Source organism: Pseudomonas sp. GD03842 (genome assembly GCF_029841165.1).
GTDB lineage: Bacteria > Pseudomonadota > Gammaproteobacteria > Pseudomonadales > Pseudomonadaceae > Aquipseudomonas.
Window position 1 is genome coordinate 161,410 of record NZ_JAOCEA010000011.1, and the last position, 24,646, is coordinate 186,055.

The window sequence follows — 24,646 nt, forward strand, 5'->3', positions numbered from 1 at the left end:
TTTCGGGCGCTCACACGCCTTGGTCTGCCGGGCTCGGTCACCGTTTCAAGCGCAGCAGGTCAACCTTCGCAGAACTTTCAGGGCGCCCGGTATCGAATTGACCAATACTGTGTGTCCTTTTTGCCGTTCATGGAGGGTTCATGACCTCGCCCGATTCAACGTCCTCACGCGATTTCCTCATCGCGGCGGCTGCCCTGCTGATTGCCATGGTGGGCACGACGCTGCCCACCCCGCTTTACGCGATTTATCAACAGCGGCTGGGGTTTGATGCGAGTTGGCTGACGATCATCTTTTCGATCTACGCGGCAGGCGTGATCGCCGCCTTGTTGGCGGTCGGCAGTTGGTCGGATCAGGTGGGGCGGCGCCCCATGCTGCTCGCCGGGTTGTTCATGGGGGCGCTCAGTGCGGTGATTTTTCTACTGTCCGATTCGATCGGGGGCCTGCTGCTGGGGCGTCTGTTTTCCGGTTTTTCCGCTGGCATCATGACGGGGACCGCCACTGTCGCCGTGATCGAACTGGCGCCTAAGGCCTGGAAGAACGCCACGCTGGTGGCCACCGCAGCGAACATGCTGGGCCTGGGCGTCGGCCCATTGTTGGCAGGGTTCACCTCCCAATATCTGCAAGACCCGCTGCATCTGATTTTCTACGTTCATCTCGCGCTGCTCCTGCTGGCCGCGCTAGGCGTTGCCGTGATCCGCGAGACGGTAAAGCGCCCGCCACGGTTCAAGCTGGCCATACAGAAACCTTCGGTGCCCGCCTCGGTGCGTGGCGTGTTCATCTCGGCGTCGATTGCGGGGCTGGCCGGGTTCAGCGTAGCGGGATTGTTTACCAGCATGGTGCCCTCGGTGATGATGCATATCATGCAGGTTCGGGGCGGGGTCCTGATCGGTGCAGTGATCGGCTTGTTTTTCGTGGCGTCGATCCTCGGGCAGGCGTTGCTGCAATGGCTGCCCAAAGGCGTGCATATGACGCTGGGCTGCGCAGGGTTGATCGCAGGCATGGTCTGCCTGGGGTTGAGCATTGCTACGGCGCAGTTGCTGCTGTTGGTGGGAGCGGGGCTGCTGGCGGGCCTCGGGCAAGGCATGATCCTGCGCGCGGGCATGGGCGCGGTCACCGCCTGCAGCCCTGCGCATCAGAAGGCGGCCGTGACGTCGGCGTTTTTCGTGGTGTTGTATATCTCCATCTCGGTGCCTGTGGTGGCGGTCGGCTTTAGCGTCCGATCATTCGGCTTGCCCCACGTTGGCGAGTTCTTTGCGACGCTGGTGGCACTGGTCGCATTGCTGGCGATGATCAGCATGAAGCGCGTGCAGTCTCGCCAGGCGGCACTGGCGGCGAGTGGGAGTTGAGCGATGGCAGTGAAGGTTGGCCTGATTTCGGACACCCACGGCTTGCTTCGCCCCCAGGCGGTCGACGCATTGCGGGGCTGCGATCACCTGATTCATGGCGGTGACATCGGCAAGCCTGAGATCCTTGATGCGCTCAGGAACATCGCCCCGCTGACCGTGGTGCGCGGTAACAACGACACCGACGATGCCTGGGCGGCAAGCGTGCCCTTCGCGGCCACCGTGCGTGTCGGGTCGGTCGGGATCTACGTGACCCACATTTTGGCCGATGTCCCTGAGACATTGCCGCCCGACATTGGCGTGGTGGTCACGGGGCATTCCCACAAGCCGCTGCAAGCGTTACGGCACGGCGTGTTGTTCATCAACCCCGGCAGTGCCGGGCCGCGACGATTCAAACTGCCGATCACCGTGGGAATCCTGCACATCGATGGCCTCGCGGTGCGGGGCGAATTGGTCGAGCTGGATCTGACCTGAGGCGGCCTGCGCCGCCAGGGAGAGACCGCGCCAACGGCCTCAGCCGCCGACTTACTTCGCGATCGGGTCCAATCCGCTGGCCTTGATCGCGGGCGCCGCAGCAGACGAACTCAGAAATTCCAGAAATTGCCGGGCCTGTTCCGGGTGCTTGCTGCGGGCGACCACGCCGGCCGAATACAGCGTCATCTGCTGCGCCTGATCGGGGATCAGGCCAATGATGTCGATACCTTCCACCGGTTTGAGTTCGCTCAATTGCTGAAAGCCGATTTCCGCGTCACCCCGGGCAACCACTTCACCGACCGGCGTGGCTGGGATCATCCGGCTCTTGCCTTGAATGCGTTCGGCAATGTGCATCTGGTTGAACAGCACCCGTGACAGGTACACGCCGCTGGCGCTGTCGGAATACGCGATGCTCTTGGCGTCGAGCAGGGTCTGCTTGAAAGCTTCCATGGTGCTGATGTCCGGATGCGGCGCGCCGTGCTTGACGGCCATCGCGATGTAGGATTTGCCCAGGTCGACGCGGGTCTTCGGATCGACCTGCCCGTCCTTGATCAGCTTGTCCAGCGCCGCCCCGACCATCAGCACCACATCGGCAGGTTCGTTACGGGCAAGGCGATTGGGGATGGCCTGCGGCGTGGCGCCCATGGACGGCGCGACTTCGCCCTGAAGTTTGACGCCCACGCGTTGTTCGTAATCCGGCGTGACCGCCTTGAACGCACCCATGATGCCACCGGAGCTGAGGACGATCAGTTGAACGGGCGCGACCGGGGTTGCGGCCTGCGTGAAGGCCGACGGGATGAAGGTGATGGCGGCGCTCAGAAGGTAGGGGAGAATTTTCTTCATGAAGATGACCTTGGCTTTTGAAAATGATGCTGACGAAATAAAAAAGGCGCGGGCAAGTATGTGGCAATTGTCGGAGGTGTAAATCCCTTTATGCACAATCGGCACGATCATGAGCACGAGGGCGTGGTGAGGTTTCCCTCGGTTTGCGTGCCGGGAAATACGACGGCTGGCCTGGGGCGCACCTCAAGAAAGCCACTGCGGGGCCGATGCTAAGGGCGATTCCCGTCACCTCTTCGGAAGCTCGTCGTTCATGTTCAATAAACGTCTAAAACAAGAGTTGGCTGCCCTGCGCGAAGAACTTTCGTCCGTAGAGCAGGTGAGGAGCAGTCTGGACAGCGAGATGCTGTGCATGCGCCTGGACGCGCAAGGTCGTATCGAGTCGGTCAACGGTAATTTCGAAAACGAAATGCATTATCGAAACGCCGACCTCGTCGGGCGCTCCATCGAGGAACTGGTTCCTGCGCATGTGAAGAACCTGGATTTCCACGATCGGGTAAGAACGGCAATCAGCCGGGGAGAGCACCTCAGCGGCGCGCTGCGATTGATGCGAGGCAACGGCCAGGAAGCCTGGTTGCGCTCGATCGTTCAGCCCGTGCGTGACAGTGCCGGGGTGGTGAAGCATTTCACCGTCCACTCCAGTGACCTCACACGCACCATCGAAAACTCCCGCGAACATGAAAATCTGATCGAAGCCTTGCAGCGTTCTACCGCGGTGATCGAGTTCAATCTCGACGGCGAAGTGCTGACGGCCAACGAGCGTTTTCTCGGCTCCATGGGCTACTCGCTGGCGCAGATTCAAGGTCAGCACCACCGCATGTTCTGCGACGCGGTGGAGTCCAATTCGCCGGCGTATGAAGCGTTCTGGGACACGTTACGCCGTGGCGAGTTCGTGACCGGACGTTTCAAACGCGTCGACAGCCGTGGCCGTGAGGTCTGGCTCGAAGCGTCCTACAATCCGATCACCGATGCTCACGACCGGTTGTACAAGGTGGTGAAATTCGCCACCGTCATCACCGATCAGGTCAACCGCGAGATGGCAGTCGCGGATGCGGCGAGCATCGCCTTCAGTACCTCTCAGCAAACCGACGGCAGCGCGCAGAAAGGGGCCGCCGTGGTCAGTCAGACCGTCGACGCGCTGCGTGAGCTGGCCGGGCACATGGAGCAGGCCGCCGAACGTATTGCAGCGTTGGACAAACAGTCGCAGTTGATCGGTTCGATCATTCAAAGCATCAGCAGCATTGCCGATCAGACCAACCTGCTGGCACTCAACGCGGCCATCGAAGCAGCGCGCGCCGGCGAGCAAGGGCGCGGCTTTGCGGTGGTTGCCGATGAAGTCCGGCAGTTGGCCTCGCGCACCAGCAAAGCCACTGAAGAAATCGTGGGCGTGGTTCAACAGAACCAGCAACTGGCCGAACAGGCCGTCAACGTGATCATCAATGGCAAGCAACAGGCCCAGCAGGGACTGGAACTGGCCAGTGAGGCGGGCTCGGTGATCGTGGAGATCCAGGACGGCGCGCGCAAAGTGGTGAGCGCGGTGGGGCAATTTGCCAATCAGCTTTCGGGCTGAGGCCTGTGCGATGTGAAGGGGGAGTGGGCATCCAGTCCACCCTCTTCTTCGGTTCTAATCCGTGAAGGGTGACTGACCGGGCTGCTGCAAGAAGGTGAAGTTGCAAAAAAGCCGCGTCCGGGTAGCTCCCGGAACGCGGCTTTTGCGTATCAGACCTTGAAGTGGCTGACCAGCATCTGCAGCTGGTTGCCCAGGCGGGCCAGCTCGACGCTGGACGCGGCGGTTTCCTCGCTGGCGGCGGCGGTCTGTTCGGACACGTCGCGGACGTTGACAATGCTGCGGCTGATTTCTTCAGCCACCGAGCTCTGCTGCTCGGCTGCGGCTGCGATCTGCTGGTTCATCGCCTGGATGTTCGACACCGTCCGGGTAATGCTTTCCAGCGAGGTGCCCGCCTTGCGGGTCAGCGCCACGCTGCTGTCGGTCAGGTTACGGCTGCTGAGCATCATGTCCGACACCTGACGTGTGCCGTTCTGCAGCGCCGCAACCAGGCCTTCGATTTCTTCCGTCGATTGTTGGGTGCGTTGCGCCAGACCGCGCACTTCGTCTGCCACCACGGCAAATCCACGTCCGGCTTCGCCCGCTCGGGCCGCCTCGATGGCGGCATTCAAAGCCAGCAGGTTGGTCTGCTCGGCCACGGCCTTGATCACGTCCATGACTTTGCCGATCTTGTCGCTTTCGTTTTCCAGCACGCTCATGGCGTCTGTCGAGCGAATCACTTCAGTGGCCAGTTTCTCGATCTGCGCGATCGCCTCGCCAACCACCTTGTCACCCGCGCGCGCTTCCGTGTCGGCGGCCGATGCGGCGACAGAGGCCTGTTCGGCATTGCGCGCAACCTCGTGCACGGTGGCCGACATTTCGTGCATGGCGGTGGCCACCTGGTCGGTCTCGACTTTCTGGCTGTTCACGCCAGCGCTGGTCTGTTCGGTGACCGCTGACAGTTCTTCAGCAGCGCTGGCGATCTGCGTCACGCTGTCACGAATGCCGCCGATCAGGTCGCGCAGGGTCGCGCCCATTCGCTGAATGCCTTGCTGCAACACACCCAACTCGTCCTTGCGCGTCACAACCAGGTTCTGCGTCAGGTCCCCAGATGCAATTCGGTCGACCACCGCCAGGGTTTCTTGCAGGGGGCGGGTGATCTGGCGAGTAATGAGTACCGCCGCCAGCGCGCCGAAGATCAGCGCCAGCAGGGTGCCGCCAATCTGGAGCATACGTGCCTGGCGCGTATCCGACTCGCCCAGCGAGTTCTGAATATCGACCAATTGCTGGCTGAGCTTGACGATGTTCGTCTGCTCTTCCGTCATCTCGGCGCGGGCGGCATTGATGCTGTCCGTAGCGTCCTTGAAGCCTTGTACCGAGTTGCGGTAGCCGATCAGCGACGCTTCCAGTTGCTTGAGACGATCGGCCTGGGTGCCACTGAAGGTCGCCTTCAGATGATCCAGCCCGCTGATGGCCGCTGCCAGTTGACGCTGAGCCGCTTCCTCGGTCTTGGCCGTGACATTACCGGTGTAGCCGCGCACTTCGTAGCGCACCAGCATAACGTCTTCCTTGGCCTTGATGATGGTCTGGTACTGCGCGAATCGTCGTTCGTCGCTCGGGTCGAGCTTCATCACGTCATCGGTGATTGCGGCGATCAGATCGGCCGCCTTCACCGCGTCCACACCCATGTCGGCACGGACCTTGGCGCTGAGCCTATAGCCGTCACGCATTTTGTTGAGTGAATTTTGATAGGCGCTGATCTGATCGCTCAGCGCCTTGATCACCGGCACGTTCAGCGGGTTGCTGAAGGTGGTGAGCAGGAATTGCTGCTGGGCTTTGTAGTTATCCAACGCCGTCTGGACGCTTTGCGCGGCGGTTTCGTCGCCACTGCTGAGCATGTATTGCAGGCGGGTCACGCGAAGGTCGGTGAGTTTTTGACCCAGCTTGGTGATGTCAGCCACCCGCTCGCTGCGGTAGGTCATGTTGCCCAGGCTGTTCCAGCCGATGAGAGCCAGCAAGGCAGTGAAAACGAGAACGATGCCGAACCCAAGGGCCAGTTTCGTGTTGACGCTGATGTTTGCGAACCAGCTTTTCATGTCAATCTCCAGAATGTCCGTTTTTTCGAAGTCGTCAGCTGGAGAGTTATTGTTATCAGGGCCAGCGAAACAGTGAGTCTTACGAATGCATCGGCCAGTCTCGGAAAAACTGAAAGAAATGTCAGGACGCCTCTCGGGGCTTCTTGAAAGCATGGCTGAGGATCAGACGCCAGGGCGAAGAAGTGCATGGGGTGACGCGGATTGATTGGGGAAAAATCAAGCCCGGCAAAGGCCGGGCTGGGAGGGGCTGGGGGCGGAAAGATCAGCTCAGGCGGTTGGCACCTACGCGATCCGCGCCATCGGCTGCAATGCGGCCCAGAGCGGTGCGATCGGAACCGTTTTCAGCCACGCGATTGGCACCTACACGGTCCGCGCCATCGGCGGCCACGCGCTCGATGTGGGTATGGGATGAACCGTTTTCCGCTACGGCGCTGGTGCCGTGGACAGTGGGCAGTGCAAACGCGCCGGTTGCCAGTACAGAGAAGGCCAGGCCCAGGATCAGTTTTTGAGTGTTCATGTCGGTAGCTCCAGAAGTCGGTAGTGGGTGACTCGGTATGGAGGTGATGTTACGCCGCGCCGAATGATTAAGAAGTCAATACGAGTGGTAGCGATCATCGTTGCCATTGATAGTTGAGCGAAGCGCGTTCGTGGGGCTGGGTTACCTGAGAAGCACGTCTGGATGCGGCGTTCACGAAGCCAATTTCCCGACGTTGCGTGGGCGATACATTTTTCGGTGACTGTAAAGTCATTGATCACGATCGATGGCGTCAACTTTTGCGCACCCGGGAACCGGCGGGATGAAATATTTCAACTGTTGAGGCACAGGGGAACCCAATACCGTGTACTGGCGCCAGCTTCGGCAGGGTGGCGATTTCATCAACCAGTACGGAAGTTGCGTTATGAAGCCTGTTCAGCGCTTTACCACCCTCGACAGTTTCAGAGGCATTTGCGCCTTGTTGGTTGTGTTTTTCCATTTGCATGTCGTTGACAGTTTCATCACGCTGCCATTCTTTCGTCGCGACGAAGTTCTGCTCAACTTCTTCTTCGTGCTCAGTGGCTTCGTTCTGGCGCATACCTACGGCATGAAGCCCAACCTCTCATTCAAAGCGTTTTTCATCTCCCGGGTCTTTCGCCTGTACCCGCTGCACCTGACGATGCTGGCGGTATTCATTCTGTTTGAAACGGTCCGTTGGACGGCCTACAAGAAGGGCTTTGATCTAAACAACGTGCCGTTTACCGGCCTGTTTGCCCCGCGCGAGATCCTGCCCAACCTGTTTCTCGTGCAGGCATGGACTTCGCTCACCGAAACCATGTCGTTCAATTACCCTTCCTGGACCATCAGCATCGAGTTTTACATTTACCTGCTGTTCGGCGCGCTGTGCCTGTTGTCGATGAAGAACCGCTTTCTGATGTTCGCTGCCATTTCGCTGGTCGCCTTCATGCTGATCTTTTCGGAAAACGAGCCACTGGTGGAGCGGGCCATGCTCGGCCTGTCCTGCTTCTTCGCCGGTAATATCACCTATCTGGTCTACCTGATGATCCGCGATAAGTGGACGTTCAAGCCGTGGCTGGTCACGGTGCTCGAATGCGCCATGATGTATGCCACCTGGTGGATCGTGATGAACGACTTCAACTTTCGCTCGCCGGTCGGCAGCCTGACGTTCTGTGCGCTGGTGCTTTTGTTCGCCTTCGAGGGTGGCCTGGTGTCGACGCTGCTCAAGACTGGCCCGTTCGTTTTGCTGGGCAAGTTGTCTTACTCGATCTACATGACCCATGCCGCGCTGCTCTTCTCACTGTCGACGATTTTCATCGTCGCGCAGAAGGTCACAGGGCTCGCTCTGGCGCCGATGATCGGTGGTCAGCGGTTCATGGACACGGGATCGGTGTGGGCGAACAACCTCTTCGTCATCGCCGTGGCAGGCGCCTGCGTGATCCTCGCCGCGTTTGCCCATAAATACATCGAGATGAAAGGCTACGAACTGGGCAAACGGGTGTTGGGCGGGGCGGGCAAGGCCAGGCCCGCTGCCGACAAGCCGGAGGCGGTGCAGCCGCTGAAGCCGCAGGTCGATCGAGTGGCGTGAGCGTGGGCGCGGCGGTGCTCGAGTCAGGAACTGCCGCGCAGGTGCGCCACCAGCCCCAACCCGGCGGCACGCCCACTGGCGAAACAGGCGGTCAGCAAGTAGCCACCCGTGGGCGCTTCCCAGTCGAGCATCTCACCTGCGCAGAAAACGCCGGGCAGCGACTTGAACATGAGGTTATCGTCCAGCGCCTCGAAAGGAACACCCCCTGCTGTGCTGATCGCTTCTTCCAGCGGGCGAGGCCGAACCAGCGTCAGCGGCAGCCCCTTGATGGCCTGCGCCAACTGGCGGGTGTCGTTGAAGGTTTCTGCAGAGGCCAGTTCCCGCAGCAGGGCGGCCTTGACCCCATCGATGCCGACCTGACTGTGCAGGTGCTTGGCCATCGAGCGAGAGCCGCGGGGTCTGGCGAGTGCCTTCTCCACATCCACCCGTCGTCTGCCGGGCAGCAGATCGATTTCCACCGTCGCCGCACCCTGATCAACGATCTGTTGGCGAATCTGCGCCGAAAGGGCGTAGATCAGGCTGCCCTCGATTCCGGACTGCGTGATCACACATTCGCCCAAGCGCAACGATTGCCCCTGCAAGCCGATGGCGACGTTCTTCAATGGCGCGCCGGCGAATTTGCTCTGCAGCACCTCGCTCCAAGCGGCCACCTCGAAGCCACAATTGGATGCCTGAAGGGGGGCGATGCTGACGCCGCGCTCCTCCAGCAGCCGAAGCCACGCGCCGTCTGACCCCAGACGTGGCCAACTGGCACCGCCCAATGCAAGCAGGGTGGCGGCTGGAGCAACGGCCAATTCGCCCTCGGGGCTGGCGATGCGCAGACTGCCGTCGGCATTCCAGCCCAGCCAGCGATGGCGAGTGTGAATCGCCACTCCGTGCTCCCGTAGGCGTTTGAGCCAAGCACGCAGCAGTGGCGCGGCTTTCATGTCGGTGGGGAACACGCGACCCGAACTGCCGACGAAGGTCTGAATGCCGAGCCCGTGAATCCAGTCGCGCAGCGCAGGGGCATCAAAACCGCGCAGCAAGGGGGCGATCGTCGCGGCGCGTTCGGCGTAGCGGGAAACAAACGCGGGGTAGGCCTCCGAGTGAGTGATGTTCATGCCGCCGACGCCCGCCAGCAGAAACTTGCGCCCAACGGAGGGCATGCCGTCGTAGAGGTCGACAGGATAACCTGCCCGGCTGACCACCTCAGCGGCCATCAACCCTGCGGGGCCTCCCCCGATAATGGCCACGGATGGGAGGGAAGTGAGGGTGGCTGATGTCATAAGCGAGGTGCGAATCGAGAAGTGGGCCGCGCATTCTACCCGAGCGCTGGGGTGAACGAGCGCCCTGTGGAAAACTATTGAGCAAAAAACGTACAGCGGGCTGTCGCGCCCGTGTTTACAGGAGCCTCTATGCTTGCGCTCAGCTTATCCACAGGCCGCTCCACAGCCGATGTGGGTAAGTCTTTGACTCGTCAGGCCTCCGTCTGTCCAAGGCGAGCTTACAACCCTTCCGACATCCAGACCTTATTGGCGCTGTGGTGCAAAATCCCGTGCCGCCGGGCCAGGGCCTCTCGGTCCTTGCTGTAGCCGCCGCCAATCACGCCCATCACCGGAATGTCCCGCCCGAGGCAGTGACGCATGACCGCTTCATCCCGTTGCGCAACACCATCATCCGTGAGCTTCAGGTACCCCAGCGCATCATCCTTGTGCACATCCACCCCGGCGTCATAGAGCACCAGGTCGGGACGGTAAAGCGGCAAGAGGTAATTGAGCGTGTCGTCGACTACTTTCAGGTAATCGCTGTCTCCCATGCCCATCGGCAGGGGAATGTCCCAGTCGCTACGGGCCTTGCGCGCGGGGAAGTTTTTCTCGCAATGCAGGGAAACGGTGATGGCGTCGTCGGTGTGTTCGAGAATTCGCGCGGTGCCGTCGCCCTGATGCACATCGCAGTCAAAGATCAAGACGCGGTCCACGCGGCCGCTCTGCAGCAAGTAGTGGCTGATGATGGCCAAGTCGTTGAAGATGCAAAAACCGGCGGGGTAATCGTAATGCGCATGGTGGGTTCCGCCCGCCAAGTGGCAGGCCAGCCCATGCTGCAGCGCCTTCTCGGCCGTGAGCAACGAACCGCCGACGGCGCGTACGGTACGGCGAGCCAGGTCTTCACTCCAAGGCAGCCCCAAACGACGCTGATCCTCGCGGGAAAGATCGCCATCCATGTACCGACGGATGTAGGACGGATCATGAGCCAACGCGAGAATATCGTCAGGGCAGACCTGTGGGCGGAATAGTTGAGCATCCGTGGTCAAGCCGCTGTCGATAAGGTGGTCGTGAAGCAGACGGAACTTGTCCATCGGGAAACGGTGGTCGGGCGGAAACGCCGGGCTGTAATCTTCGTGGTAGATAAGCGGCAGAGGCATGGCGGCTACGTGTCGAATGCGAAAGGGGATCTTGCCAGTTATGGCCGTCAGCGCACAGCCACATGGCAAGCCGGTTGCTGATTCATCGGTGAGGGATTTGAGCAGTGAATCAGGGGAGATGTTCGATGGAGCCGATACTGGAGCTCAACAGCCCGCGCTTGTTGATGCGTCAATGGCGCGATGACGATTTGCCAGCCTTCGCGCACCTGTGCGCCGATCCTCAGGTCATGCGTTATTTCCCGCAGCCGTTGACGCGCCTCGAAAGCGCAAAGATGATTGGCCGCATTCGCGGTCATTTTGCGGAGTACGGCTTCGGGCTCTGGGCGCTCGAGCGCAGGGACACAGGTGAATTCATCGGTTTCACCGGGCTGAATGTGGTCGGGTTCGACGCGCCGTTCACCCCTGCGGTTGAAATCGGCTGGCGGCTGGCACGTGAACACTGGGGGTTGGGTTATGCCAGTGAAGCGGCCTGGACCGTGCTGGGCTGTGGGTTCGAACACGTCGAGCTGGACGAGATCGTTTCATTCACCTCTGTCAGCAACCTGCCTTCGCAAAAGGTGATGCAGGCCATCGGCATGCAGAACCGCCCCGACGACGATTTCGACCACCCCAACCTTCCCGAAGGCCACCCGCTGCGTGCGCATGTGCTGTATCGCATCAATCGTCAGCAATGGCTCGCGACCTTGTAAGAGGCGCGAATCGCGCGGTAAACATCTGTATCATCTCGCGCGATTGCCACATCCGGCGCGCAACGGTGCCCGTGGCTGGATCTGCTTGTGATGACTGTGTGCGAGGAACCCCCAATGAGCCATGTGCTGGATGATCTGGTGTCGCTGTTGAGCCTGGAGCCCATCGAAGAAAACCTCTTCCGTGGACGTAGCCAGGATCTGGGCTTTCGTCAGCTATTTGGCGGGCAGGTGCTGGGTCAGTCGCTGTCGGCGGCGAGCCAGACCGTTGAAGACGAGCGCCATGTCCATTCGTTGCATGGTTACTTTCTACGCCCCGGCGATGCGCATCTGCCGGTGGTGTACCAGGTCGACCGCGTGCGCGATGGCGGCAGTTTCAGCACGCGCCGTGTGACAGCCATTCAAAAGGGCAACCCCATCTTCACCTGCAGCGCCTCGTTTCAATACGACGAGCAAGGCTTCGAGCACCAGAGCCAGATGCCGCAAGTGGTCGGGCCGGAGAACCTGGCTTCCGAACTGGAGTTGATGCGCCAGCGCGAGCACCTGATTCCCGAGCACCTGAAAGACAAATTACTGTGCCCGAAACCGATCGAATTCCGGCCGGTCACCCAATCGGACCCCTATAACCCGAAGCCGACCGATCCGGTGAAGTACGTGTGGTTCCGCGCCGATGGCACGTTGCCGGATATTCCCGCGCTGCATAAATACATGCTCGCCTACGCGTCGGATTTCAACCTGCTGACCACGTCGCTGTTGCCTCACGGCAAGACTGTCTGGCAGAAGGACATGCAGATCGCCAGCCTCGATCACTCGTTGTGGTTCCATGGCGAGCTGCGCGCGGATGATTGGCTACTCTACGCCATGGACAGCCCCTGGGCCGGCAATTCTCGTGGCTTTTCCCGAGGCAGTGTTTACAACCGTGCGGGCAACCTCGTCGCGTCGGTCAGTCAGGAAGGCCTCATTCGCCATCGCAAGGATTGGTCATGAGCCTCGCGCAACTGCGCCATTGGGTGTTCGACATGGACGGCACCCTGACGATTGCCGTGCATGATTTCCCGGCAATCAAGCGGGCGCTGGGCATCCCGCAGGAAGACGACATTCTCAGCCACCTTGCCGCACTGCCCTCTGAGGAGGCCGCAGCCAAGCACGCCTGGTTGCTCGAACACGAACGTGAACTGGCCATCGCCTCCAAACCTGCGCCAGGCGCTGTCGAGCTGGTGCGTGAACTGGCGCAGCGGGGCTGCCGCCTGGGCGTACTGACCCGCAATGCCCGCGAATTGGCGCATGTGACCCTGGAGGCCATCGGCATCGCGGACTGTTTTCACGTGGATGATGTGCTCGGGCGCGATGAAGCTGCACCCAAGCCTGATCCGGATGGGCTGTTGAAGCTGGCGCGGGCTTGGGACGTCGCGCCTTCGCAGATGGTCATGGTGGGGGACTATCAGTTCGACCTGCGCTGTGGCAAAGCGGCGGGAACGCACACGGTCCTGGTCAACCTGCCGGATAACCCTTGGCCGGAGCTGACGGACTGGCACGCGCAGGATTGCGGCGCAGTGCGTGAATGGCTGCGTTAACGTTTTGATCGCGCCGCACACCTCGCCCCGTGGGTGTGAGCAGGCTCATTCCACAGGGCGGGGTGTCGCGAGCGACGCCGGTCAGTTCCCTTTGAACAACGCCGCCTGCCCCTCTGGCGAGGTGAACATTGCGCTGCCGTTGTGACCCACCCCTTTGACTTCGATCAACCGCTGGTTAATGCCTTCCGGATGACGCCGGGTGAGGTAGTCGAAGTAATTGTGCCCGCGTGCCAGACGAAACGGCCCCTGGGCTTCCGCGCCGCAATCCTTGTCCAACGCGGGGTGGTTGGGATCGGTGTCCTGATCGCCCAGCAGGTAAGTGACATCACGCTTCGCGTACGCCGCTTCCAGCTCGGCTGGAGTGTCCTTACCCGCATACGGCGGCAGTTTGTTCATGCCGTATTTCCAGGTATCGAACGCCGGGCAGGTGGCCGCATTGACCGGCAGGGGGCGGGTGGCATCGAAATAGGCATATGAAGACGGGTTGGCGATCACGTAACGCAATTTGATCCCTTCCTTCTTCAACAGCGCGTCTTCCTTGCCGCCGATCACAGCGTAACGCTGCACCACTTGGGCACCGCCGGAGTGGCCGGCAATCACGATTTCTTTCAGGTTCGGAAACAGCTTGCTGTCGCTCAGGCGCTTGAGGATGTGGTCGATGACCACGAATGAGCTGACCGGTTTGGCTCCCAGCGATTTTTCGCCTGCCATCCAGTCGTTGCCGTGCCAGCGCAGGATGCTGTCGGGCAGGCGATGGGCGGTGATGTCTTTCTCGTCCAGAAATTGCGGTGCAATCAGCAAGGTTTTCGAGCGCTGCCGCGATTGGTTGGCGGCACGCTCGACACTGCGCAGGTAAGTCTGGGCGTTACGCAGGCGACCGTGAAACACGATCACCACCCGCTGGATGTTGGGGCTGGGATGGACCCAGTTCTGGCTCAGGCCCAGCGTCGCCTGGGAGGTTCCGTTTATCAGCAGCCGGTCGGGGCTGATGGATTTGACCGCCTGATCCGCAGCATGAGCAGTGACGCTCATCAGGGTGCCCAACAACAGGATCGAAAGCGGTTTCATCATAGGATTCAGAGGCTCTTGGCGGCGAACGTGTCGCATTGGTTGATTTGTCCCTGGGCGAAACCTGTCTTGAACCAGCGGACGCGCTGGGCAGACGTCCCATGGGTGAACGAGTCGGGCACTACCCGCCCTTGGCTTTGTTGTTGCAAACGGTCGTCGCCAATGGCGTTGGCCGCATTCAAAGCCTCTTCAATATCACCGGGCTCAAGCCAGTTCAAACGCTTTTGAGCGTTGTAGGCCCAAACACCGGCCAGGCAGTCCGCCTGTAGTTCCTGGCGCACCAGCAAACCGTTATCACCTTCCATGCGGGCGCCGCGCTGACGGGCGGCGTCAACTTTAGCTGAAACCCCAAGCAAGGTCTGCACATGATGGCCAACTTCATGTGCGATCACATACGCCTGGGCGAAATCACCGGCGGCCTTGAAGCGCTGGGCCATTTCGCGGAAGAAATCCATGTCCAGGTAGACCCGCTGATCCGCCGGGCAATAGAAAGGCCCGCTGGCCGATGAAGCAAAGCCACAAGCCGATTGCACCTGGCCTCGGAAGAGGATCAGCGTCGGATCCTTGTACTGACGGCCGCCTTGCTGGAAGACCTGACGCCAGGTGTCCTCGGTGTCACCCAGTATCGCCCGCACGAAATCAGCCTGTTCGTCGTTGGCCGGCGGCGCCTGACGGGTTTGCGGATCGACCGCGCTGGTCTGTTGCGTGCCCATCTGGCCCGCGATCTGCCCGAGGATCTGCATCGGGTCCTGGCCGGTGAGCAGGCCGATGGCGACGATGATCACGATCCCGCCAAGCCCCAGCCCCTTGCCGCCAATGCGCAGCCCGCCCCCTCCCCCCGTGTCGTCGCGCGCGTCGACGACGTTGTCACTGCGACGTCCTTTTTTCCAGAGCATGGCCGAACCCTCTTTTAAATCGTGTGGAAAGTGTAGACGGCGCGAGAAACGGGGCGTCCGGCCATCGGGATTTAAGAGGGTGGTGGGTGGGGATAGTTCGGTTGCAGAGCGTTGTTTAGATGCCGTGGCGCAACCTGAAGTCATGAGGTGCCCGACGCGTCGGTCACCTCGAACACATCGAACCTTCCGGCTAACGCGCTCAACGTCGGTCCGTCAGTGCGCGCTCACGCCTTCGCAGGAGCAACCTTATCCAACACTTGCCGGGCCAGTGCATGGTAGAGCGAGACCGGGGCTATCCAACCGGATACGGCCGAGGCCAGGACGCTGACGGCGAGCATGGGGATGACCAGGTCGGGGCTGTGAGACAACTCCAGGACAATGACCGAGGCGGTCAAGGGGGAGCGTGTCACGCCCGCGAGGTAGCCGCCCATCCCGAGCAGCGCGCAGGTCTGTGGGTTCACATCCGGCAGAAGAGCGAGGAGCGGCGCGAACGCAGCGCCCACGCTCAGGGACGGGGAGAACAAACCGCCTGGGATGCCGGCCAGATAGGAGACCACGTTCGCCAGAAACTTCCACAGCAAAAAGGTGCTGTCAGTCACCGGGTGCCCTTCGAGCAAGGCGCGAGTTTCTTCGTATCCCGTGCCATAGACGTGATTTCCCGATATCAGCCCCAACACCGCCAGCAGCAGGCCGCAGACCGCAGCAAAGCGTGCCGGGAACCGTGCTCGCCATTGGCCCATGCGCCCCAGCCAGCCGGACTGTATGGGCAACACCAACTTGACGTAGAGGCCGCCGAGGACGCCGCCTAGCAGCGCGCAGGCCGGTATTTCGCTCCAGCCCCACCCGGTGGGCAGGCTGCCGCCGATATCCCCGAAGTAGGCGTAGTGCCCCATCAGGCCCAGCGTGACGGCGCCGCCGATGAGCACGGCGGTCAGCACCAGACCACTGAAGCGCTGTTCGAAGGTGCGGCTGAGTTCTTCAATGGCGAACACGATCCCCGCCAGGGGAGTGTTGAATGCAGCAGCGATGCCGGCGGCGCCACCGGCGAGGATCAACCCTGCCGTCGTGTTTCGCCCATGCAGGCCCAGCTGTCGACCAAATGCGTAGATAACCGCTGCGCCGACGTGCACCGTGGGACCCTCGCGTCCGACAGAGCCACCCACCACTAGCGCGCCGAGGGTGAAGAGCATGCGCACCGCCGCGACCGGCACGGCAAGCACCTGGGCACGGAAGCGCCGCGAAGGTGATTCCAAGGCGGCGATTACCTGCGGAATGCCGCTGCCTCGGGCGTTGCCGAACCAGCGATGAGTGATCCAGGCGAGCACACCGAAACCCAGCGGGGTGATCAGCAGCGGTAGCCAACTGGCCATGCCAAGCAGGCGTTGGAACAGGATGAAGGCTTGATCGGCCAGCCAGGCAAAGGCCAGCGCCACCAGCCCTGCCAGCAGTGCACCCACCCAGAACGCCAGGCGCTGTCGCCATTGCCGCCAGCGCGGGCGTTTGAATCGGCGCTTGGGCAATTCGCTTGGGGAGGGCTGCTCGGGTGCGCTGGACGGTGCGATCGGTTCTGACATCGGGACAACGCTGGTATCGGATCGGAGGGTCCGATTATGGGCACATTTGTCACATCTCGAAACATCGAGGGGCGGGTAGGCCCCTTCTATCCACTTCGGTGACTTGGTCGGTCATTCAGCAGGGCACCGCGATCCTGCCGTTTGGGCAGGTCAAACGCGCGCCGTTTGCTTTTCCGTGACTTCGCCGGGCGATGCATCAGCAAAATGGTTGACCTGCCGCAGCGGCTTGAAGCCCCACATCCAGGTGCCGACTACACCCAAGGTGCACAACCCGCCAATGACCGCCGCAGGCACCGCACCGAACAAGGCTGCGCTGCTGCCGGCGCGGAACTCACCCAGTTCGTTGGAGGAGCCGATGAACAACATGTTCACCGCATTGACCCGGCCGCGCATGTCGTCGGGTGTCGAGAACTGCACCAGCGTCGAGCGGATATAGACGCTGACCATGTCCGCTGCACCAGCGACCATCAGCGCCAGCAGCGAAAGCCAGAACAGCGTCGACAAGGCGAACACCAGGTTCGCCAGACCGAACACCGCCACGGCGATGAACATCACCATCCCCACATGCCGATCGAACGGGCGGGCGGCCAGGTACAGGCCCGTGGCGACTTCGCCCAGGCTCATTGCGCTGCGCAGAGCGCCGAGCCCCTGCGGCCCCAGGTGCAGCACCTCGTGCGCATAGATCGGCAGCAGGGCGACCACGCCACCCAGCAACACGGCGAACAAGTCCAGCGAAATGGTGCCCAGGATGATCGGGCGCGAGCGGATGAATGCAATACCGGCGGTGAAGCGTTTCCAGGCGGTGGATTCGAGGATCTGTTTCTTACCGGCGAACAGCACCGGGACGCGCGTCAGTAATAGCACCCCGGCGATGAAGCTGACCATGCACACGGAGTAGGTCAACCCACCCCCTCCCACCGCGTAGAGCCCACCGCCGACCAAGGGCCCGGCAATGGTGGCGATGCGCATGATCATGCTGTTGGTGGCAATCGCCGAAGCGAGCTTTTCTCGGGGCACCACTTGCGGCAGCAGGCTTTGCAGTGAGGGCCCAGTGAAGGCGCGGGCGCACCCGAACAAGGCGAGGGTGGCGTAGATCAGCCGCGTATCCTGATGATGGGTGACGGAAAACAGCATCAACATCAGGCTGCATACGGCCTGTACCGTCCAACTGATGGTCAGGATCAGCTTGCGGTCGTAACGGTCGATCAGGTCACCCGCCGGCATCAACAGCAACAGCATGGGAATGAACTGTGCCAGCCCCACATAGGCCAGGGAAATCGGATCGCGGGTCAGGTCGTAGACTTGCCAGGCCACCACAACGGCCTGAATCTGCATGGCGAAGACGGCGGCGAGGCGGGCGGTCAGGAAAGCGAAAAAGCCAGGCAGTTTGAGAGCGCTTTCAGAAGAAGGGGCAGCAGATGATTCGGAACTCAAGGCAGGGCATCCATCGAAGCGAAAGACGGCCGACTGTTATACACCGATAAGCAGGCATATGCCGCTGACTGTCCGAAAATTAATGATGGGTGGTGCGGTGTGTTCGAGGAGATGACGCCCGAGCAGACCCGCGTCGACCGCGGGTCTGCTCGATGCCGGTCAGCGGCGGACGAGCAGTACGCCCGACTCCATATGATGGGTATACGGAAATTGGTCGAACAGCGCGCAGCGCTCGATCCGATGGGTGTCGTGCAACTGGGCGATGTTGGCCGCCAGGGTCTCCGGGTTGCAGGAAATGTACAGAATGCGATCGAAGCGGCGAGTCAGTTCGCACGTGTCCGGGTCCATGCCCGCGCGGGGTGGGTCGACGAACACGCAGCCGAAGTCGTAGCTTTTGAGGTCGACACCGGCCAGTCGGCGAAACGGGCGCACATCGTTCAGCGCCTCGGTCAGCTCCTCCGCTGAAAGTCGCACCAGCGAGACGTTGTCCACCGCGTTGTCCGCCAGGTTGCTCAAGGCCGCATTGACCGAGGTCTTGCTGATTTCGGTGGCCAACACCTTGCGCACCCGGGTCGCCAGGGGCAGCGTGAAGTTGCCGTTGCCGCAATAGAGCTCCAACAGGTCATCCTGGCGGTCGCCGAGTGCTTCATAGGCCCAGCTCAGCATTTTCTGGTTCACGGTACCGTTGGGCTGGGTGAATGCGCCTTCCGGCTGGCGATAACGGAAGCTGCGCCCCGCTACGTCCAGGGTCTCGGTGACATAGTCGCGACCGATTACGAGACGCTGACCCTTGGAGCGCCCGATGATGCTGACGTTGAGGTCGGCCGCCAGGCGCTCGGCCTCCAGTTTCCAGGCGTCGTCCAGTGGCCGGTGATAGCACAGTGTGACCATCCCGTCACCCGTCAGCGTGGTCAGAAAGTCCACCTGAAACAGCTTGTGGTTGAGTACCTGACTAGCTTCCCAGCAATCGCGCAGCACCGGCATCAAGGCATTGATCTGCCGACTGGCGATGGGGAATTCATTGATCAGGATGGGCGTGTGCTTATCGCCCGGTGCGAACATCGCGTAGTGCCGCTTGCCGTCTTCGCGCCACAGGCGGAATTCGGCGCGCAGGCGATAGTGGTCGCGGGGCGAATCGAAGACCTGCGGTTCGGGGGCATCGAAAGGCGCAAGCAACTCGCGAAGGCGTTGGGCCTTTTCGTCGAGCTGCCGGGTGTAGTTGGCGGGGTCGAACGGTGCACTCATGGATAGAAGCCCAGCTTGATCACGAACAGGATCGACAACACCACCAGCGCCGAATTCAGCTCACGGCCGCGGCCCGACAGCAGCTTGATCACCGTCCAGGAGATGAAGCCGAAGGCGATGCCATTGGCGATGGAGTACGTGAAAGGCATGGCCAGTGCGGTCAGCACCACAGGCGCGGCCTCGGTGATGTCTTCCCAATTGATTTCCGCCAATCCCGAGGTCATCAGAACGGCCACGAACAGCAACGCGGGCGCGGTGGCGAAGGCCGGGACACTGCCCGCCAGCGGGGCGAAAAACAGGGCCAGCAGGAATAGCACAGCGACGACGATGGCCGTCAGACCGGTGCGACCACCGGCGCTCACGCCGGCGGCCGACTCGATGTAACTGGTGGTGGTCGAGGTCCCGAGCAGCGAACCGGCCATGGCTGCGGTGCTGTCGGCGATCAGCGCACGGCCCATTTTCGGCATGTGGCCGTCCTTACACATCAGGCCAGCGCGCTTGGCGACCCCGATCAGCGTGCCTGAGTTGTCGAAGAGGTCAACGAAGAGAAACGAGAAAATCACGCTCACCAGGCCAATGTTCAACGCCCCTGGGATGTCCAGTTGCAGGAAGGTCGGGGCCAGCGACGGCGGCATCGAAACCACGCCACCGAAGGGCGAGAAGCCCAGCAGGATCGACACGATCGTCACGGCGAGAATACCGATCAGCACTGCGCCGCGTACTTTCAGCGCTTCCAGGCCGACGATCAGTGCAAAGCCCAGTGTCGCAAGGATGGGTGCAGGTTTGGCCAGATCGCCCAGCCCGACCATGGTGGCCGGATTACTGACCACGATCTCGGCGTTGTGCAGGGCGATCAGCGCCAGGAACAGGCCGATACCCGCGGCGATGGCCGAGCGCAGCGGCAGCGGAATGCTGTTGATGATCCATTCGCGAATGCGAAAGATCGATAGCAGGAAGAACATCACCGCGGAAATGAACACCGCGCCCAGCGCCACCTGCCAGGTGTGGCCCATGTGCAACACCACGGTGTAAGTGAAGAAAGCGTTGAGGCCCATGCCCGGCGCCAGCGCAATCGGGTAGTTGGCGATCAGGCCCATGACCGTGGAGCCAATGGCGGCTGCCAGGCAGGTCGCGACGAAGATGGCGCCCTTGTCCATGCCGGTCGCACCCAGAATGCTCGGGTTGACGAACAGGATGTAGGCCATGGCGAGGAATGTCGTGACCCCGGCCAGGATTTCGGTGCGCACAGTGGTGTTATGTGCTCTGAGTTGAAACAGCCGTTCCAGCATGAGTGGCTCCCCGGTGACGCATCGCGCCATGAATGAATTCGACTAAAACAGCAAAGCACAGCAGTCTGAAACAACCTGCACAAATTCTGCCAGTCGCAAAAAGCCGCGCATCATACCAGCAGCATTGGGCGATGGGGGTTGCGATCAAGTCATTTGTCAATGTCGCTCCAGTGCAAACACAGGTCGCGCTGGTGCGTTTTGTCGGCAAGGCGGCTGCGTAATTTGCATCAACGCGGCAGCAATGCATTGTCGTGGGTCTTGAAGCCTTAGAAAACTGCCGAAAAGAGCTGATTAAGAATAACGAGCCGACCCGAGGAGCACGCATGAAGAGATTTATTCGTCAGATCAGTTGCGGTGTGTTGATGCTGAGCAGTACCGCCTTGATGGCGGCCGAACCGGCCAAATGCCAGAACGTGCGGATGGGTGTGGTCAACTGGACCGACGTGATCGCCACCAGTGCAGTGGCTGAAGTGCTGCTGCAAAACATGGGTTATGAGGTCAAGCAGACCAGTGCCGCTCAGCAGATCGTGTTCGGCGGCCTGCGCGACGACCGTCTGGATGTGTTCCTGGGCTACTGGAAGCCTGCGATGGACAAGAACATTGCCCCGTTCGTCGAAGCCAAGCAGGTCAAGGTATTCGACACGCCGAGCATGAACGATGCCCAGGCGACTCTGGCGGTGCCGCAGTACGTGTATGACGGCGGGCTGAAAACCTTCGCCGACATCGCCAAATTCAAGGACAAACTCGGCGGCAAGATCTACGGCATCGAGCCGGGTACGGGTGCTAACGCCAACATCAAGGGCATGATCGAGAAGAACCAGTTCGGTCTCGGCGGCTTCCAATTGGTCGAGTCGGGCGAAGCGGGCATGCTGGCCGCCGTGCAACGTGCGACCAAGCGCAACGAATGGGTGGTGTTCGTTGGCTGGACTCCGCACCCGATGAACATCAACATGAAGATCGCTTACCTGAACGGCAGCGAAGACGTATTCGGTCCTAACGAGGGTGCAGCAACCGTCTCGGTGGTCACCGCCCCGGACTATGCGACCCGTTGCCCCAATGTCAACAAGCTGATGAGCAACCTGAAATTCACGGCGGCTCAGGAAAGCGAAATGATGGTGCCGATCATGGACCGCAAGGCGCCGACCGATGTCGCCAAGCAGTGGCTCAAAGAGCATCCGGAAGACATGAAGCGTTGGTTGGACGGCGTGACGACGTTCGATGGCAAGGATGCGGCCTCAGCGGTGCAGGTGGCGGTTAACAAGTAATCGGAAAGCCGATGGCTGTCCATGCTGCAGTGGGCTGGCTCAAGTGGCAGTGATCTCGCTGCCACTTCCCCCGCAGGCCGCTACAGCTTCTGGCGCACTGATGGGGTGAGAATGTCATGGGTTATCCGGTGTCGCCAGAAATGGCCGATTTCATCAGCGACAGTTTGAGCTTCAGCGTCGATTCACTGGAGATCAGTGCCCAGCGTTGCGCCTACTCGCGCATGTGCCAAGCGTTGAATCCTCCGCGTCCCGGCGCGCTGGATGTCAATGATCTGAAGCTGGCAGGCGTGCCGGTGCGTCACTATCGACCGCACGCGTTGCCCCCCGAACAACCTGCGCCCTGTGTGCTGTATCTGCACGGCGGTGGCTGGGTGGAGGGGGATCTGGATTCCCATGACTTTCTCACCGGCGCCCTGGCGGTCGACCTGAATGCCGTGGTCATCGCGGTGGACTACCGGCTGGCGCCCGAGCATCCGTTCCCGGCGGGCTTTGGCGATTGCCTGGCGGTCTGGCACGCCTTGCAGATTCAGGGCCCTCGTTTGGATATCGACCCACACAGGATCGCCATCGCCGGCGACAGCGCAGGCGGCAACCTTGCGGCGGCAGTTTGCCTTGCCCTGCGTGACGCCGGCGAACGTCAGCCCGTGGTCCAGGCGTTGATATACCCTGGGCTCGGCGGGGCTGAGGACTTGCCTTCGCGCAGGGAATGCTTCGATGCGCCGCTGCTCAGCACTGCAGACATCGGGTTCTATCAGCAGTTGTACCTCAAGGACGGCGAACGCTCGCCCTATGCCGCGCCACTCAGTGCTGCCGACTTTCGCGGTGTGGCACCGGCATTCATCGGTGTTGCGCAGTTCGATCCGCTGCGCGACGACGGCGTCTGCTACGAGCGGGCGCTGCGTGAGGCGGGCGTGACGACCGTGTTTGATCCAGGGCTGGGCCTGGTGCACGGCTGCCTGCGCGGAAAGGGACAGGTACCGGAAGTCGATGCGATGTACCAGCGACTGATCGCTGCCTTGCTGGTTTTTTTGCGCCCCTCGAATTGACCCTCGTCTGACGCGCCAGTCGATTCAGCCGCACGGCCGAGCGGCTCGGCGCCTCTTCGTTGCCTTCATCTGATTCGTTTTTCGCTCCCTGCTCCGCTGCAAAAGGTGAGGCAACTCGTCACGCGACAAAACACCACGCGGGCCATGTGCCGAAATCGGACTACTCTTTTATTGTCGGTTGACTTGCATCAAGGGCGCGAAGCCCTTTGCTTGACGGGTTGGCTTGACACGGCCCCTGCGAGCCGAATCCGGTCACGCAATTCAAAAGAACAAACACACCACGGAGCGCTCAATACTTCGTGTGGGGCAGTCGCTCTTTAGCCGGTATCACCTGATAGAGGAAAACCCATGTTCGGTTTAGAGGCGCTCGATCTCGCCCGAATGCAGTTCGCGTTCACCGTTTCATTTCACATTCTGTTCCCTGCCATCACCATCGGCATGGCGAGTTTCCTCGCGGTGCTCGAAGGCCTCTGGCTCAAGACCCACGACAACACCTACCGCGACCTTTACCACTTCTGGTCGAAGATATTCGCCGTCAACTTCGGTATGGGTGTCGTGTCGGGCCTGGTGATGGCCTACGAGTTCGGCACTAACTGGAGCCGTTTCTCCGACTTTGCCGGTGCCATTACTGGGCCCTTGCTGACCTATGAGGTGTTGACCGCATTTTTCCTCGAGGCCGGTTTCCTGGGCGTCATGCTGTTCGGCTGGGACCGGGTCGGTCGAGGTCTGCATTTCTTTTCGACGGTCATGGTCGCCATCGGCACATTGATCTCCACCTTCTGGATCCTGGCGTCCAATAGCTGGATGCACACGCCACAGGGCTATGAGATCGTCGAGGGCCGCGTGATTCCCGTCGATTGGCTGGCAGTGATCTTCAACCCCTCATTCCCCTTCCGTCTGACGCACATGGCCATTGCCGCGTTTGTCGCTACGGCATTCTTCGTCGGCGCGTCGGCGGCATGGCACCTGCTGCGCGGACGCGACAACCCGGCCATCCGCCGCATGCTCTCGATGGCCATGTGGATGGCGCTGGTGGTGGCTCCGATTCAGGCCATGGTGGGCGACGCCCACGGCTTGAACACCCTGGAGCACCAACCGGCGAAGATCGCGGCCATCGAGGGGCACTGGGAAAACGTTGGCGATGAGCCCACGCCGCTGATCCTGTTCGGCTGGCCCGACATGAAGGAAGAGAGGACCAAATACGCGCTCGAAGTGCCGTACCTGGGCAGCCTTATTCTCACCCACAGCCTCGATAAACAGATTCCGGCCCTCAAGTCCTTCCCACCCGAGGATCGCCCGAATGCCACCGTGGTGTTCTGGTCATTCCGCATCATGGTCGGCCTGGGCATGCTGATGATTGCCGTCGGGCTCTGGAGCGCCTGGCTGCGCTGGCGCGGCGGGCTGTACAGCAATCGCTGGTTCCTCAGGCTGGTCATGGTCATGGGGCCGTCGGGCCTGATCGCGCTGCTGGCTGGTTGGTTCACCACGGAAATCGGCCGTCAGCCGTGGGTGGTCTACGGGCTGCTGCGCACGGCCGACGCCTCCTCCAACCACAGCGTGGAGCAAATGACCCTGACGTTGGTGTTGTTCGTCATCGTTTACTTTGCGCTGTTCGGCGCGGGCTTCGGCTACATGATGCGGTTAGTGCGCAAAGGGCCGAAAACCCACGAGGGTGACGACCTGCCGCACGGTGGGCCGGGTCAGAAACGCACACCAGCACGTCCTCTCTCCGCTGCCGACGAAGGCACCGAAGAAGGCCTCAAAGACAGCCTGCGCGAGGGGAACTGA

General features: G+C 61.2%; 22 protein-coding genes. 11 read left to right on the forward strand and 11 right to left on the reverse strand.

Annotated elements, in window-relative coordinates; translation table 11 throughout:
* The first annotated feature begins 140 nt into the window (after window positions 1-140).
* Together N5D61_RS17000 and N5D61_RS17005 are read left to right on the forward strand one after the other, a co-directional pair.
* The gene (locus N5D61_RS17000) at window positions 141-1,346 is read left to right on the forward strand and encodes an MFS transporter (RefSeq protein WP_279893614.1); all 1,206 of its coding nucleotides are present in this window, start codon (window positions 141-143) and stop codon (window positions 1,344-1,346) included.
* A gap of 9 nt (window positions 1,347-1,355) precedes the next feature.
* Window positions 1,356-1,817 (forward strand): metallophosphoesterase family protein, encoded by a 462-nt coding sequence (locus N5D61_RS17005; protein ID WP_279893650.1) that lies wholly within the window; start codon window positions 1,356-1,358, stop codon window positions 1,815-1,817.
* 51 nt (window positions 1,818-1,868) lie between these two features.
* On the opposite strand, the gene N5D61_RS17010 is transcribed toward N5D61_RS17005, so the two are convergent.
* Entirely contained in the window at window positions 1,869-2,660 is a 792-nt protein-coding gene (locus N5D61_RS17010; protein ID WP_279893615.1) for a substrate-binding domain-containing protein, read from the reverse strand.
* 250 nt (window positions 2,661-2,910) lie between these two features.
* Here N5D61_RS17010 and N5D61_RS17015 point away from each other — a divergent pair, with 250 nt between their 5' ends.
* The gene (locus N5D61_RS17015) at window positions 2,911-4,227 is read left to right on the forward strand and encodes a PAS domain-containing methyl-accepting chemotaxis protein (RefSeq protein ID WP_279893616.1); all 1,317 of its coding nucleotides are present in this window, start codon (window positions 2,911-2,913) and stop codon (window positions 4,225-4,227) included.
* A gap of 149 nt (window positions 4,228-4,376) precedes the next feature.
* On the opposite strand, the gene N5D61_RS17020 is transcribed toward N5D61_RS17015, so the two are convergent.
* Together N5D61_RS17020 and N5D61_RS17025 are read right to left on the reverse strand one after the other, a co-directional pair.
* Entirely contained in the window at window positions 4,377-6,299 is a 1,923-nt protein-coding gene (locus tag N5D61_RS17020; protein WP_279893617.1) for a methyl-accepting chemotaxis protein, read from the reverse strand.
* 262 nt (window positions 6,300-6,561) lie between these two features.
* Entirely contained in the window at window positions 6,562-6,816 is a 255-nt protein-coding gene (locus tag N5D61_RS17025) for a hypothetical protein (RefSeq protein WP_279893618.1), read from the reverse strand.
* A gap of 382 nt (window positions 6,817-7,198) precedes the next feature.
* On the opposite strand from N5D61_RS17025, the gene N5D61_RS17030 reads away from it, so the two are divergent.
* Complete coding sequence (locus N5D61_RS17030; RefSeq protein ID WP_108240642.1) at window positions 7,199-8,380, forward strand: acyltransferase; 1,182 nt, start codon at window positions 7,199-7,201, stop codon at window positions 8,378-8,380.
* Between the two features lie 23 nt (window positions 8,381-8,403).
* Here the strand turns inward: N5D61_RS17030 and N5D61_RS17035 are convergent, their stop codons facing one another.
* Window positions 8,404-9,645, reverse strand: coding sequence for a TIGR03862 family flavoprotein (locus tag N5D61_RS17035; protein ID WP_279893619.1), 1,242 nt, complete (start codon window positions 9,643-9,645; stop codon window positions 8,404-8,406).
* Between the two features lie 218 nt (window positions 9,646-9,863).
* Complete coding sequence (locus N5D61_RS17040; protein WP_279893620.1) at window positions 9,864-10,781, reverse strand: histone deacetylase; 918 nt, start codon at window positions 10,779-10,781, stop codon at window positions 9,864-9,866.
* Between the two features lie 125 nt (window positions 10,782-10,906).
* On the opposite strand from N5D61_RS17040, the gene N5D61_RS17045 reads away from it, so the two are divergent.
* From N5D61_RS17045 to N5D61_RS17055, 3 genes are all read left to right on the forward strand, one after another.
* Window positions 10,907-11,470, forward strand: coding sequence for a GNAT family N-acetyltransferase (locus N5D61_RS17045; protein WP_279893621.1), 564 nt, complete (start codon window positions 10,907-10,909; stop codon window positions 11,468-11,470).
* A 114-nt stretch (window positions 11,471-11,584) separates the two neighbouring features.
* A complete protein-coding gene (gene tesB / locus N5D61_RS17050) occupies window positions 11,585-12,454 on the forward strand; it encodes an acyl-CoA thioesterase II (RefSeq protein ID WP_108240646.1) in 870 nt (289 codons plus the stop codon).
* On the forward strand, window positions 12,451-13,041 hold the full coding sequence (locus N5D61_RS17055) for an HAD family hydrolase (protein WP_279893622.1): 591 nt from the start codon (window positions 12,451-12,453) through the stop codon (window positions 13,039-13,041). The genes tesB and N5D61_RS17055 overlap by 4 nt, the downstream gene beginning before the upstream one ends.
* 81 nt (window positions 13,042-13,122) lie before the next feature.
* Here the strand turns inward: N5D61_RS17055 and N5D61_RS17060 are convergent, their stop codons facing one another.
* The 6 genes from N5D61_RS17060 to N5D61_RS17085 all read right to left on the reverse strand — a co-directional run bounded on the left by N5D61_RS17060 (window position 13,123) and on the right by N5D61_RS17085 (window position 20,547).
* Window positions 13,123-14,112, reverse strand: a complete 990-nt coding sequence (locus tag N5D61_RS17060; protein ID WP_279893623.1) for an alpha/beta hydrolase — start codon at window positions 14,110-14,112, stop codon at window positions 13,123-13,125.
* A gap of 5 nt (window positions 14,113-14,117) precedes the next feature.
* A complete protein-coding gene (locus N5D61_RS17065) occupies window positions 14,118-15,005 on the reverse strand; it encodes a neutral zinc metallopeptidase (protein WP_279893624.1) in 888 nt (295 codons plus the stop codon).
* Between the two features lie 224 nt (window positions 15,006-15,229).
* Window positions 15,230-16,579: a chloride channel protein gene (locus tag N5D61_RS17070; RefSeq protein WP_279893625.1), complete on the reverse strand. Its 1,350-nt coding sequence runs from the start codon at window positions 16,577-16,579 to the stop codon at window positions 15,230-15,232.
* A 150-nt stretch (window positions 16,580-16,729) separates the two neighbouring features.
* A complete protein-coding gene (locus N5D61_RS17075) occupies window positions 16,730-17,914 on the reverse strand; it encodes an MFS transporter (protein ID WP_279893651.1) in 1,185 nt (394 codons plus the stop codon).
* 258 nt (window positions 17,915-18,172) lie between these two features.
* Complete coding sequence (gene trmA / locus N5D61_RS17080; RefSeq protein WP_279893626.1) at window positions 18,173-19,258, reverse strand: tRNA (uridine(54)-C5)-methyltransferase TrmA; 1,086 nt, start codon at window positions 19,256-19,258, stop codon at window positions 18,173-18,175.
* Window positions 19,255-20,547 (reverse strand): NCS2 family permease, encoded by a 1,293-nt coding sequence (locus N5D61_RS17085; RefSeq protein WP_279893627.1) that lies wholly within the window; start codon window positions 20,545-20,547, stop codon window positions 19,255-19,257. Before N5D61_RS17085 ends, trmA begins: the two co-directional genes overlap by 4 nt.
* Window positions 20,548-20,579: 32 nt before the next feature.
* On the opposite strand from N5D61_RS17085, the gene N5D61_RS17090 reads away from it, so the two are divergent.
* The 4 genes from N5D61_RS17090 to N5D61_RS17105 all read left to right on the forward strand — a co-directional run bounded on the left by N5D61_RS17090 (window position 20,580) and on the right by N5D61_RS17105 (window position 24,646).
* Window positions 20,580-20,768 carry a hypothetical protein gene (locus N5D61_RS17090; protein ID WP_279893628.1) on the forward strand — a complete coding sequence of 63 codons (189 nt, stop codon included), beginning with the start codon at window positions 20,580-20,582 and terminating at the stop codon, window positions 20,766-20,768.
* Between the two features lie 102 nt (window positions 20,769-20,870).
* A complete protein-coding gene (choX, locus tag N5D61_RS17095) occupies window positions 20,871-21,812 on the forward strand; it encodes a choline ABC transporter substrate-binding protein (RefSeq protein ID WP_108240303.1) in 942 nt (313 codons plus the stop codon).
* Between the two features lie 116 nt (window positions 21,813-21,928).
* Entirely contained in the window at window positions 21,929-22,858 is a 930-nt protein-coding gene (locus N5D61_RS17100) for an alpha/beta hydrolase (protein WP_279893629.1), read from the forward strand.
* A 348-nt stretch (window positions 22,859-23,206) separates the two neighbouring features.
* The gene (locus N5D61_RS17105) at window positions 23,207-24,646 is read left to right on the forward strand and encodes a cytochrome ubiquinol oxidase subunit I (RefSeq protein ID WP_279893630.1); all 1,440 of its coding nucleotides are present in this window, start codon (window positions 23,207-23,209) and stop codon (window positions 24,644-24,646) included.

Excerpts from the sequence above, each read along its gene's own strand:
- N5D61_RS17030 (WP_108240642.1), top strand. The coding sequence starts at position 7,199 with ATGAAGCCTGTTCAGCGCTTTACCACCCTCGACAGTTTCAGAGGCATT.
- N5D61_RS17035 (WP_279893619.1), bottom strand. The coding sequence starts at position 9,645 with ATGACATCAGCCACCCTCACTTCCCTCCCATCCGTGGCCATTATCGGG.
- tesB (WP_108240646.1), top strand. The coding sequence starts at position 11,585 with ATGAGCCATGTGCTGGATGATCTGGTGTCGCTGTTGAGCCTGGAGCCC.
- N5D61_RS17090 (WP_279893628.1), top strand. The coding sequence starts at position 20,580 with ATGAATTCGACTAAAACAGCAAAGCACAGCAGTCTGAAACAACCTGCA.
- N5D61_RS17025 (WP_279893618.1), bottom strand. The coding sequence starts at position 6,816 with ATGAACACTCAAAAACTGATCCTGGGCCTGGCCTTCTCTGTACTGGCA.
- N5D61_RS17015 (WP_279893616.1), top strand. The coding sequence starts at position 2,911 with ATGTTCAATAAACGTCTAAAACAAGAGTTGGCTGCCCTGCGCGAAGAA.
- N5D61_RS17105 (WP_279893630.1), top strand. The coding sequence starts at position 23,207 with ATGTTCGGTTTAGAGGCGCTCGATCTCGCCCGAATGCAGTTCGCGTTC.
- N5D61_RS17100 (WP_279893629.1), top strand. The coding sequence starts at position 21,929 with ATGGGTTATCCGGTGTCGCCAGAAATGGCCGATTTCATCAGCGACAGT.
- trmA (WP_279893626.1), bottom strand. The coding sequence starts at position 19,258 with ATGAGTGCACCGTTCGACCCCGCCAACTACACCCGGCAGCTCGACGAA.
- N5D61_RS17045 (WP_279893621.1), top strand. The coding sequence starts at position 10,907 with ATGGAGCCGATACTGGAGCTCAACAGCCCGCGCTTGTTGATGCGTCAA.
- N5D61_RS17040 (WP_279893620.1), bottom strand. The coding sequence starts at position 10,781 with ATGCCTCTGCCGCTTATCTACCACGAAGATTACAGCCCGGCGTTTCCG.
- N5D61_RS17020 (WP_279893617.1), bottom strand. The coding sequence starts at position 6,299 with ATGAAAAGCTGGTTCGCAAACATCAGCGTCAACACGAAACTGGCCCTT.
- choX (WP_108240303.1), top strand. The coding sequence starts at position 20,871 with ATGAAGAGATTTATTCGTCAGATCAGTTGCGGTGTGTTGATGCTGAGC.
- N5D61_RS17060 (WP_279893623.1), bottom strand. The coding sequence starts at position 14,112 with ATGATGAAACCGCTTTCGATCCTGTTGTTGGGCACCCTGATGAGCGTC.
- N5D61_RS17065 (WP_279893624.1), bottom strand. The coding sequence starts at position 15,005 with ATGCTCTGGAAAAAAGGACGTCGCAGTGACAACGTCGTCGACGCGCGC.
- N5D61_RS17055 (WP_279893622.1), top strand. The coding sequence starts at position 12,451 with ATGAGCCTCGCGCAACTGCGCCATTGGGTGTTCGACATGGACGGCACC.
- N5D61_RS17010 (WP_279893615.1), bottom strand. The coding sequence starts at position 2,660 with ATGAAGAAAATTCTCCCCTACCTTCTGAGCGCCGCCATCACCTTCATC.
- N5D61_RS17085 (WP_279893627.1), bottom strand. The coding sequence starts at position 20,547 with ATGCTGGAACGGCTGTTTCAACTCAGAGCACATAACACCACTGTGCGC.
- N5D61_RS17000 (WP_279893614.1), top strand. The coding sequence starts at position 141 with ATGACCTCGCCCGATTCAACGTCCTCACGCGATTTCCTCATCGCGGCG.
- N5D61_RS17070 (WP_279893625.1), bottom strand. The coding sequence starts at position 16,579 with ATGTCAGAACCGATCGCACCGTCCAGCGCACCCGAGCAGCCCTCCCCA.
- N5D61_RS17075 (WP_279893651.1), bottom strand. The coding sequence starts at position 17,914 with ATGCAGATTCAGGCCGTTGTGGTGGCCTGGCAAGTCTACGACCTGACC.